General features: G+C 60.4%; 9 protein-coding genes. 6 read left to right on the forward strand and 3 right to left on the reverse strand.

What is annotated here, in order from left to right:
• Positions 1 to 295 (forward strand): DDE-type integrase/transposase/recombinase (locus HWY30_RS42325; protein ID WP_244145201.1); only part of this gene is annotated, 295 nt, incomplete at its 5' end.
• 77 nt (positions 296 to 372) lie between these two features.
• On the opposite strand, the gene HWY30_RS39805 is transcribed toward HWY30_RS42325, so the two are convergent.
• The 3 genes from HWY30_RS39805 to HWY30_RS39815 all read right to left on the reverse strand — a co-directional run bounded on the left by HWY30_RS39805 (position 373) and on the right by HWY30_RS39815 (position 3403).
• A complete protein-coding gene (locus HWY30_RS39805) occupies positions 373 to 717 on the reverse strand; it encodes a cupin domain-containing protein (protein WP_090812491.1) in 345 nt (114 codons plus the stop codon).
• A gap of 496 nt (positions 718 to 1213) precedes the next feature.
• Complete coding sequence (locus HWY30_RS39810; RefSeq protein WP_090812490.1) at positions 1214 to 2344, reverse strand: DSD1 family PLP-dependent enzyme; 1131 nt, start codon at positions 2342 to 2344, stop codon at positions 1214 to 1216.
• Positions 2345 to 2482: 138 nt separating this feature from the next.
• Positions 2483 to 3403, reverse strand: coding sequence for a LysR substrate-binding domain-containing protein (locus HWY30_RS39815; protein WP_090812489.1), 921 nt, complete (start codon positions 3401 to 3403; stop codon positions 2483 to 2485).
• Positions 3404 to 3603: 200 nt separating this feature from the next.
• Here HWY30_RS39815 and HWY30_RS39820 point away from each other — a divergent pair, with 200 nt between their 5' ends.
• The 5 genes from HWY30_RS39820 to HWY30_RS39840 all read left to right on the forward strand — a co-directional run bounded on the left by HWY30_RS39820 (position 3604) and on the right by HWY30_RS39840 (position 9443).
• Positions 3604 to 4008: a RidA family protein gene (locus HWY30_RS39820; protein WP_090812639.1), complete on the forward strand. Its 405-nt coding sequence runs from the start codon at positions 3604 to 3606 to the stop codon at positions 4006 to 4008.
• 247 nt (positions 4009 to 4255) lie between these two features.
• Entirely contained in the window at positions 4256 to 5158 is a 903-nt protein-coding gene (locus tag HWY30_RS39825; RefSeq protein WP_090812488.1) for a GNAT family N-acetyltransferase, read from the forward strand.
• Positions 5159 to 5348: 190 nt separating this feature from the next.
• Positions 5349 to 6674 (forward strand): NAD(P)/FAD-dependent oxidoreductase, encoded by a 1326-nt coding sequence (locus HWY30_RS39830; protein WP_090812487.1) that lies wholly within the window; start codon positions 5349 to 5351, stop codon positions 6672 to 6674.
• Positions 6675 to 6711: 37 nt separating this feature from the next.
• Positions 6712 to 7989 carry an NAD(P)/FAD-dependent oxidoreductase gene (locus HWY30_RS39835; RefSeq protein ID WP_090812486.1) on the forward strand — a complete coding sequence of 426 codons (1278 nt, stop codon included), beginning with the start codon at positions 6712 to 6714 and terminating at the stop codon, positions 7987 to 7989.
• A complete protein-coding gene (locus HWY30_RS39840; protein WP_090812485.1) occupies positions 7986 to 9443 on the forward strand; it encodes an aldehyde dehydrogenase family protein in 1458 nt (485 codons plus the stop codon). The genes HWY30_RS39835 and HWY30_RS39840 overlap by 4 nt, the downstream gene beginning before the upstream one ends.
• The last annotated feature ends 172 nt before the right edge of the window (positions 9444 to 9615 follow it).

The following is a 9615-nucleotide window of genomic DNA, read 5'->3' on the forward strand; positions in this document are numbered from 1 at the left end:
AAACTCCGATATCGAGATACCAGTCGCTTTTCACAACGATGTTCCTGGCTTCGCACGATTACCAACGGTCATCGTAGTTCTTCCGTTCGCAATGGACGGAAACGCGCAACCAGTTGAGGACCATCGGGCTATCAAACGCCGGACCCGTCCTATGCTAGGGTTCAAGGATTTCCACAGTGCAAGGGTCATTCTCGGCGGCATCGAGGTAATGCACATGATCAGGAAAGGACAGATGAAATGTGTGGGCAAAGACCCGTTGTCTGCTTCCCGGAAGTTTTATTCACTTGTTATGTAACCAATACTGATTATATTGACATTTGTCGTCTCGTCACGCTTACTGCGACAGAACCGCTTATGTCGCCCCGCTTGTCGTTAAAGAATGACGTAGACCTTGCGCATGGTCTCGTCGACCTCCCAGAGCCCTTGGGTGTTTGACGCAAAAAACAGGGTGTCACCAGGCTCAAAGTGAACCGTACCTTCGTTGTCTGGGGTAAATCGTCCCCGCCCGGACAAGATATGCATCACTTCGGCTTCCTTTACCTTGCGTAGGTACGATCCCGCAGTGCATTCGAAGATACCGGTGTTAGCCGACTCGCTGCCCTCGATGGTCTTCCGCAAGCCGGCGATCCTGATTGGCGCGGCGCCTAGAGAATCGACCGTTCCGCGATCCTCAAGACCTTCGAAAGTGACGCTCTGTTTGATCTGCTGGACTTTCATGTTTTGCCTAATGTTGGAAGTTGACGGTTTAGCCACTGCTCAAAACCACCGTTTACCACTGGATATGTCAGATGTCTGGGGCTTGAGGTCGATGAGCGAAGGGATCGATATGGTTTTGCTGACGCTGTGTGGGCCCATGACGCATCCATATTACGTGCTCACTATCGCGCGACAACGCGCGAAAAACTCTCAAAAAAGCGCGGATACCGTGTTCCGATTAGCTCGCGCAGCATTTCGTGTGGCGAACCCGCGGGAAGAATTCAACAGCCGTGATGCGTGCATCGCCCGGTCCAGTCGGTGGGGGCGAGGCGTGTTTCCGGTTCCGCCCTCACCGGTCTGGGGCTTGCAACGGCGGCGCACCCTGTTACGTGCCTGTGTCCGTGAAATGAAGCGTGGCCGCGGAAGGGATCCGCGCGTTCGATCGCGCCATCCCTTGACGGCATCACGGATGACCCTGTGTCACCACACGCGCACTGCGTCCTGAGTTCGGAGCGGCTTACCAGCCGTAGAAACGCGGCCACGTCTCAACCGTGCCGTCAGGACCGACGGCCTGATAGGCCGGATGCTGCGCCCCTGTGGCACACGCATGGTTGGGCAGGATGCGCAGACGTGTCCCGATTGGGAACCGCTTCGCGATCTCGTGGTCTGGCCTGCCGGGTCGGGAGATGATGCCGTGCTCCTGATTCGCGCCAGTCATCACATACTCTCCCAGCACTTCGCCGTTTTCCAGGCAGACGAGCCCATAACCAAAGTCGTGCTTCTGGCGCTGTGTGCCGCGGTCGCGGCTCATTGCCATCCAGCCTGCATCGACGATGGCCCAGCCTTTCTCGCTCTGGTGGCCGATCACAGTCGTCAATACGCTCAATGCGATTTCGGAGATGTCGTTGATGCCCACGTTATGCATGACGAGATCGAACATCACATAGACGCCAGCGCGAACTTCCGTTACGCCTTCCAGATGCTCGGCAGCCAGCGCTGTCGGCGTCGATCCGATGCTCACGACGTCACACTGCAGGCCTGCCGCCCGAAGGCGTTCAGCGGCGCGCACGCAGCCCGAACGTTCCTGTTCGGCGATGCGCACCAGTTCGTCATGCGTATCGTAGTCGTAACTGGAGCCCGCGTGGGCAATTACACCGCCGAGGCGCATGCCGCCCGTCGATAAGGTCGATGCGACAGTGAGGAGCAGGTCGTCGTCGGGTGCGATACCCGAACGATGACCGTCCACATCGATCTCGATCCATACTTCGAATGCTTCTTCATGTTCCCGGCCGAAAGCGACGATGGCCTCTGCGCATGGGACACTGTCGGCGACAATCTTCAGGGCGCAGCCCTGCCTCCGGAGTGCCAGCGCCTGCGAGAGCTTCGTCGGGGCCATGCCCACAGCGTAGACGATGTCGCGGATGCCGCTTGCGAAGAACTGTTCGGCTTCCTTGAGGGTGGACACGGTGATGCCGCGTGCGCCGGCGTCCATTTGCGCTCTTACCACCTGCTCGCACTTGGTTGTTTTCACATGCGGGCGGAAACTCACGCCAAGTGCGTTCAGGCGTTGCTGCATCCGCTCGATGTTGTGGTTCATACGCTCGACATCGATCAACGCTGCGGGGGTATTAAGCGACTGCAATCTCATCTGCGGCTCCTTGCGATTCTTCGCGCGATGGGTATCTCGGCACGGTACCGTGCGGAAGGAGTCGCCACTATAGGAGTTCGCTGGGAGGTTGTGTTTAACGGCGGGTAAAGCGACCGTTAAGCCATATTGAATGCCACGTCAATTGCGCCAGGGTGTGGGGCTGAAGGCCTGTTTTGCGGCGTCGAGAAACACGCGCTGGCGGATCGTCAGGCCCTGACGCGTTGGCGTCAGGGCCATTACCGGCGCGGGGTCGAGGCGCCATGCCGGCAACACGCGCTTCAGTTTTCCCTCGGCGATCAGCCGTGCCGCATCCCACTCGGATCGCTCGATAATGCCCAGGCCGTCCACCGCCCAGTCAGTGACCACGGTGCCGTCGTTCGACGACAACGCGCTATTTAGCCGGATCGTAACTGCTTTGCCTACGCGCTTTCCCGCAGCATCGTGTTGAGTGAAGCGCAGGCGGGTCACGTCTTCGTCGTTTTCTCGCAAACTCAGGAATTCGTACCGTGTGAGCTGGGATGGATGCTCGAGTTTCGACAGACGACGCGCAAGGGCAGGGCTTGCGCACAGGAAGCGGTCGTTCGGCGCGAGGTAATGTCCTATCCAGGAGGACCCTTTGACGTTGCCGATCGATACGACCGCGTCGGCGCCCGACGCTGCCGTGAGCGGGCTTTCCGACAGGATGAGCGAAATCGCAAGACTTGGGTGGGACAAATGCAGATCGCGGACCAGCGGTGCGACGTATGCGCGGCCAAACCCGAACGGTGCCACGACGCGCAAATGGCCGCTCACCCCGCTTGATTCTCCCGAGACGCGCGACGGAATCGACTCGATCCGTTCCAGGATTTCAATCGCTTCCTGAACAAGGTGCTGGCCCTCGTTCGTGAGTGAGATGCCTCTTGCCGCGCGCGTCACAAGGCGAAGCCCCAGCCGTTCTTCTATGCGTTGAAGGCGTACCGTGACTGCAGGCGGCGTGAGATCCAACAGCCTTGCGGCTGCGGCAAGCGATTGTGACGCGCCCAGCGCGCGGAACAGTTGCATGTCTTCAAGTTGGAGCATTAAGAGACCATTAACGAACGGTTTATTGGATATTAAACACGACAAAAACATTTTTTTCTATAGTTCGTCGCATGGACGTGGCAACTGCGGTGGGCGCGCGATGCTGCAGGAGGGCTCGCCCGGAGTCAACAAAGCCCGATAGCTCCCTGACTTCTTCGGGGCAGTGATCGGCGAGGTTCTGTCTACTTAGAATGGTCGTCATGGATCAGTATGAGCACGGTGCGCAGTTCCCTCACACGATGAATCCCGCCGGACTGGTAACGCCGGGTGGCCACTACAGTCACGTTTCGATCGCGAATGAACTGATTTTTGTGTCCGGTCAACTTCCAATCGATGCGCGCGGCGAAAAGCTCATGGACCTGCCTTTCGAAGCCCAGGCCCAGCAGGTGTTGGCAAATCTGGCTTCCGCGCTTGCCGGTGCTGGCAGCGATATCAAGAAACTGGTACAGGTGCGTGTCTATATCGTCGATGTTGCGCATTGGGCGAGCTTCAACGAGATCTATGCGCGTTGGGCTGGCGATGCGAGGCCCGCTCGCGTCGTGGTGCCGGTTCCCGCGCTCCATTTTGGTCTGAAGATCGAGATCGAAGCGGTCGCATTGGTCTAGCGTAACCAGTGCAGATTTGCGATGGCGCCACGCGTCGCGCTTGAGACGCTTAGCAGCGGGCGCGACGAATGTAACGCCTACATCAGGTGCGGCGCGGGCCTGCCACTTTGTGGGCGCTAAAGGCGCAACCGCAACGTCAGCCCGCAAGGCTGGGCGCAAGCATCGTGTCCGTGCTTGCGTGAGAGATCCATTCTCGGGAATGGCTAGCCCGGGTAGCGTAAATAGCAACATTGGGTAGGGTAACTTAATGAAACAGGAGCATGTCGTGAACGTTCCATCCTCGACGACGAAACTTTGGTATCGAACGTTCACCTCGGCCGATATACCGGCAGCTCATGCCCTCTCAATGGCGCTCAACTGGCCATACAGGCCGGAAGACTGGCAATTTTCCGCTGACTCAGCAAAAGGGTTCGTGGCTGAAGAAAATGGTGTTGTGATTGGTACGGCGCTGTGCTGGAAATTCGGAACGGACCGCGCTTCTCTCGGTCACGTGATTGTGTCATCCGGGCATCAGGGGCGGGGCATCGGCCGTAAGCTGATGGAAGCCGTCCTCGAAGAGCTGGGGCCGCGCATCACTTTCCTGCATGCGACGCCAGCCGGCCAGCCGCTTTACGAAAAGCTGGGTTTTAACGAGTGCGGATCGTTGGAGCAATATCAAGGGAACATCAGCAAGACTTTCCCGGTCGCGTTGCTCGATGGCGAGCGACTGCGGTCGGGGACTCCTGCCGACTTCCCTGCGCTCATTGAACTGGCTGCGCGCGCTTCCGGGCTGGAGCGAAATGCGATTTTGTCCGCATTGCTGAAGCTCGGGGAAAGCGTCGTGCTCGAACGTGATGGTGAAATTGTCGGATTCTCTGTGCTCCGCCGCTTCGGCCGGGGTCATGTGATCGGCCCCGTTGTCGCACTGCGTTCGCGCGACGACGCTCGTGCGAGGGCTCTGAACGGCTATTGGCTGACCGGACGAGAGGGCGAATTCGTTCGTATCGACGTCCCTTCTGGAACGAGTTTGACCGACTGGCTAAGCGGACAGGGATTGAAGCGCGTGGACACAGTCTTGAAGATGGTTCGCAATGCGCCCGCTGGTGCACATCGTGGCGCGCCCGATCCCGTCTGCCGGCAGTACGGGCTTATCAGTCAGGCGATGTTCTAGGTGTTGCCACGAGCGACGAAATCTGCCGCCACGAACTTTGGATGGGCCGGATTGCGGCGTCGCACCATCTGACCATTAAGCCAGCCTTAACGGTGGGTTAATTGGTCCCTTAGCAACGCGAGCCTAAGGCGATCGATAATCCTGACATACGATGCACCACAGAACAGAACTTGGGAAGGAGCTTCCGCAGATGCGCGTGCCGTTGACCCGTGTCGATACCACACCGACGCTACCGCGAAGCGCTGATGTCGTCGTGATTGGCGGGGGGATCGTCGGTGTGTTTACCGCATGGTTTCTGGCGAAGCGGGGCGTGAAGGTCGCGCTCATCGAAAAAGGCATAGTCGGCGGGGAGCAGTCCAGCCGGAACTGGGGCTGGTGCCGCCAACAGAACCGCGACGCGCGCGAATTGCCGATTGCGACCGAGAGTCTACGGCTGTGGGAGCAGTTTGAAGCCGAGTCCGGCGAGACCACCGGCTTTAGCCGCAGTGGCCTGCTATACCTGAGCAACGACGACAGCGAACTCGCCACCTGGGCGCGCTGGTGCGAATTTGCGCGCACGGCGGGTGTCAGGACGGAGGTGCTCGGCAGCAAACAGGCTACCGAGCGGGCTACCGCGACAGGACGCAACTGGAAGGGCGGGGTGTTCGCACCCACGGACGGCATTGCGGACCCGGCTAACGCCGCGCCGGCCGTGGCTCGCAGCATCATGAAGCTGGGTGGGACGGTTCATCAGAATTGCGCGGCACGCGGCATCGAAACCGAAGGCGGCCGGGTCAGCGGCGTGGTGACCGAACAAGGCACGATCCGCACGAAGATCGCGGTGCTGTCGGGCGGCGCATGGGCTTCCTCGTTTTGCCGGCAGCTCGGCATCCGGCTGCCCCAGGCAAGTATTCGCTCATCGGTCATGTCGGTCTTGCTGCCCAGGGGCACGTTGCCGGATGCGCTGCACACCTCGGCCATCACCATCACGCGACGTGGTGACGAAGAATATACGCTCTCAATCAGCGGATTGGCAAAGCTTGACCCGACGCTCCAAAAAATCCGCTACGCAAAGGACTTCATGCCGATGTTCGGACGCCGCTCGCGCAGCCTCAGTCCGGGAAATCTGGAAGGCGTACGTTCCGGTCATGAAGCAATGGGGCGCTGGCGGCTCGACCAGCCGACGCCGATGGAAAAGATGCGGGTGCTGGACCCCTGTGTCGATGAAGCCACGCTCAGGGAAATTCGCAAGCGGGCGATCGATCTCTGTCCGGTGATCCGGGAAAGTCGGATTGCGGCATCGTGGGCGGGTTACATTGACACGACACCGGACGGCGTTCCTGCCATCGGCGAAGCGAAGGAACTGCCTGGCTTCGTGCTGGCCGCAGGCCTGAGCGGTCACGGGTTCGGCATCGGGCCGGGATGCGGCCATCTCGTTGCCGATCTGGTCACAGGTGTGAAGCCGATCGTCGATCCCGAACCCTACCGTCCTGCGCGACTCAACGAATCGGTGCGGGGAAAGGTTGCCGACTTTTAAGACCAGTTTTTTGCCGCTTGCGCGCTTGGAGTTTGTAATGCATTTCAGTTCTTACTGGCTGGACACGTCTGAGCCGTTCATTAGCAACTCGCCTGACGTGCCCGGTGGAAGTTGCGACGTGGTCGTCGTTGGCGGAGGTATAACGGGCACGGCGGCTGCATTGGCACTTGCGAAAAAAGGCGCACGCGTCATGGTATGCGAAGCAGGAACCGTGGGGCAGGCGGCGTCGGGACGCAATGGCGGCATGTGCAACAACGGCTTCGCGCAGGATTACGCTTCACTGTCGCAGCGCATCGGCACGGAACTGGCGAACCGGCTATATCTCGCGTTCGACGCGGGCGTCGATACGGTCGAGCGGCTGGTCAGGGAAGAGTCGATCGATTGCGATTTCGTCCGCAGGGGAAAACTCAAGCTCGCGGCGAAGCCCGAGCATTACGACAAGCTGGTGCGAAGTCAGGCGTTGCTCGCCGCGAGCGTTGACCCGGATGCGCGCCTTGTGACGAAGGCAGAGCTTCGTGATGAGATCGGCTCGGATCGTTATCACGGCGGGTTGATCTTCGAGAAGAGTGCCGGGATGCACGTCGGTCGCTATGTTCGTGGTCTTGCGAGGGCTGCGCAAGCGCGCGGAACGCACATTCTGGAACATACGCCAGTGCTGGGGTTACAGAGGGAATCCCGGGGCGCATACGTGGTCCGAACGCCGCGGGGCGAGATCCGCGCGCCGCAGGTGCTTCTGGCGAGCGGCATCTCGCAGGTGGGACCGTTCGGCTGGATTCGACGCAGGATCGTGCCGGTTGGGGCCTTCATCATCGTCACCGAGCCCTTGTCGCCGGAACTGCTGAACCGGTTGCTGCCAACCCGCCGGATGGCCACCGACACCAAAAACTTCGTCAACTTCTTTCGTGTCACGCCCGACAACCGGATGCTATTTGGCGGTCGTGCGCGCTTCGCGACGTCAAACCCCAGTTCGGACGAAAAGAGCGGCCTGATCTTGCGACAGCAGATGGCCACCGTGTTTCCCGAACTGGCCAACGTGCGCATCGACTACTGCTGGGGCGGTATGGTCGACATGACGGCCAACCGGCTGCCGCGCGCGGGCGAGCGTGACGGTGTCTACTACTCAATGGGTTATAGCGGGCACGGCACTCACATGGCCACGCTGATGGGCACACTGATGGCGGAGATCATGGACGGACGCGCCGATCTCAACCCGTGGAAAGACTTCGACTGGCCTGCTATCCCCGGTCACTTCGGCAAGCCGTGGTTTTTGCCGTTCGTGGGCGCATGGTACCGACTCAAGGACACACTGCAATGAATTCACCTGTTCGTCACCTGATGCAAGCGGGAAGGCTGGAGCGGTTCTTTATTGACGGCGAATGGACTGTGCCCGAAGGTCCCGATCGGGTCGCGGTCGTCTCCCCGTCAACCGAAGAGACGCTCTGCGAGATTCCGCTCGGCAACGCACGCGACGTCGACCTGGCTGTGCAAGCCGCGCGCAGAGCGTTCGCGCGATGGTCCGTGACTTCGCCGCAGGAGCGCGCCGCGCAGCTCGACCGCGTTCATACGTTGATCATCGAGCGCGCCGAACTGTTCGCCACGGCGCTGGCAACGGAAATGGGTGCGCCTATCAGCTATGCGCGCGCCGCACACGTGCCGCTCGCGGCCGAACATATCCGGGTCGCGCGTGACAATCTGGCGAAGTACCCGTTCCGCGTCCAGCGTGGAACGACCGCTGTCGCGCGCGAGCCGATCGGCGTGTGCGCGCTGATCACGCCGTGGAACTGGCCGATCTATCAGATCACGGCGAAGGTCGGTCCGGCGCTGGCAGCGGGCTGCACCGTGGTCCTTAAACCCAGCGAGCTCTCGCCGCTGAGTGCGTTGCTGTTTGCAGAAGTGATCGCCGATGCGGGGATTCCTGCCGGCGTATTCAACCTGGTGAGCGGCACAGGCCCCGACGTGGGCACTTCGCTGGCATCCCATCCGCAAGTCGATATGGTGTCGATCACCGGTTCGACGCGCGCGGGCGTGCTGGTCGCACAGGCGGCCGCGCCGACTGTCAAGCGTGTGGCGCAGGAGCTCGGTGGCAAGTCCCCCAACGTCGTGTTGCCGGATGCCGATCTGCCGCGAGCCGTCTCGCTGGGCATCGCCGCCGCGTTCCGGAATATGGGCCAGTCGTGCAGCGCGCCTACCCGCCTCATTGTTCCGCGCAGCGTCCTCGACAAGATTAATGAGCTGGCCGTGGCAGCGACGGAACAGATGATTGTTGGCGATCCGTTCGCCGAAGCGACGACCCACGGTCCGCTTGCCAATTGCGCGCAGTTCGGCAGGGTGCAGCAAATGATCGAGGCCGGCATTGACGAAGGGACGAAGCTGATCGCGGGTGGCCCCGGAAGGCCAGCCGGATTTGGCAAGGGCTTTTACGCACGCCCGACGATCTTCTCGGATGTCCGTACCAATACGACGGTTGCGCAGCAGGAGATCTTCGGGCCGGTTCTCGCGATCCTTCCTTACGATACCGTCGAAGAAGCGATCACGATTGCGAACGACACCGTGTACGGCTTGGGCGCGCACGTGCAAGGCAGCGACCGGGAACTGCTGCGTGCGGTAGCCGCGAGCATCCAGTCGGGTCAGGTGCATCTGAACTACCCGGCATGGGACCCGCAGGCTCCGTTCGGCGGGTACAAGCAATCTGGGAACGGGCGCGAGTATGGGATCGAAGGCATGGAAGAATACATGGAGGTCAAGTCGATCCTCGGGTACTACGATTGAAACAGTCGCCAGGCCGGACGCGGTGACACTGCAGATTTGAAGCTGTTTGCTTGGCGGTTTCAAAGGTGAAGCGCAACAGCGGGTTAATGAACGGAAGCTGAAGTTATCGAAGCGGTTGCGAGCATACGTTCGAACACCTCGAATGGCGAATGAAATACATGCGTAGCACGCG

The organism is Paraburkholderia tuberum STM678 (assembly GCF_902833905.1).
GTDB classification, from domain to species: Bacteria; Pseudomonadota; Gammaproteobacteria; order Burkholderiales; family Burkholderiaceae; genus Paraburkholderia; species Paraburkholderia tuberum.

Bases quoted from the DNA above. Each gene is read 5' to 3' on its own strand.
- HWY30_RS39805 (WP_090812491.1), bottom strand. From the start codon at position 717: ATGAAAGTCCAGCAGATCAAACAGAGCGTCACTTTCGAAGGTCTTGAG.
- HWY30_RS39810 (WP_090812490.1), bottom strand. From the start codon at position 2,344: ATGAGATTGCAGTCGCTTAATACCCCCGCAGCGTTGATCGATGTCGAG.
- HWY30_RS39815 (WP_090812489.1), bottom strand. From the start codon at position 3,403: ATGCTCCAACTTGAAGACATGCAACTGTTCCGCGCGCTGGGCGCGTCA.
- HWY30_RS39820 (WP_090812639.1), top strand. From the start codon at position 3,604: ATGGATCAGTATGAGCACGGTGCGCAGTTCCCTCACACGATGAATCCC.
- HWY30_RS39825 (WP_090812488.1), top strand. From the start codon at position 4,256: ATGAAACAGGAGCATGTCGTGAACGTTCCATCCTCGACGACGAAACTT.
- HWY30_RS39830 (WP_090812487.1), top strand. From the start codon at position 5,349: ATGCGCGTGCCGTTGACCCGTGTCGATACCACACCGACGCTACCGCGA.
- HWY30_RS39835 (WP_090812486.1), top strand. From the start codon at position 6,712: ATGCATTTCAGTTCTTACTGGCTGGACACGTCTGAGCCGTTCATTAGC.
- HWY30_RS39840 (WP_090812485.1), top strand. From the start codon at position 7,986: ATGAATTCACCTGTTCGTCACCTGATGCAAGCGGGAAGGCTGGAGCGG.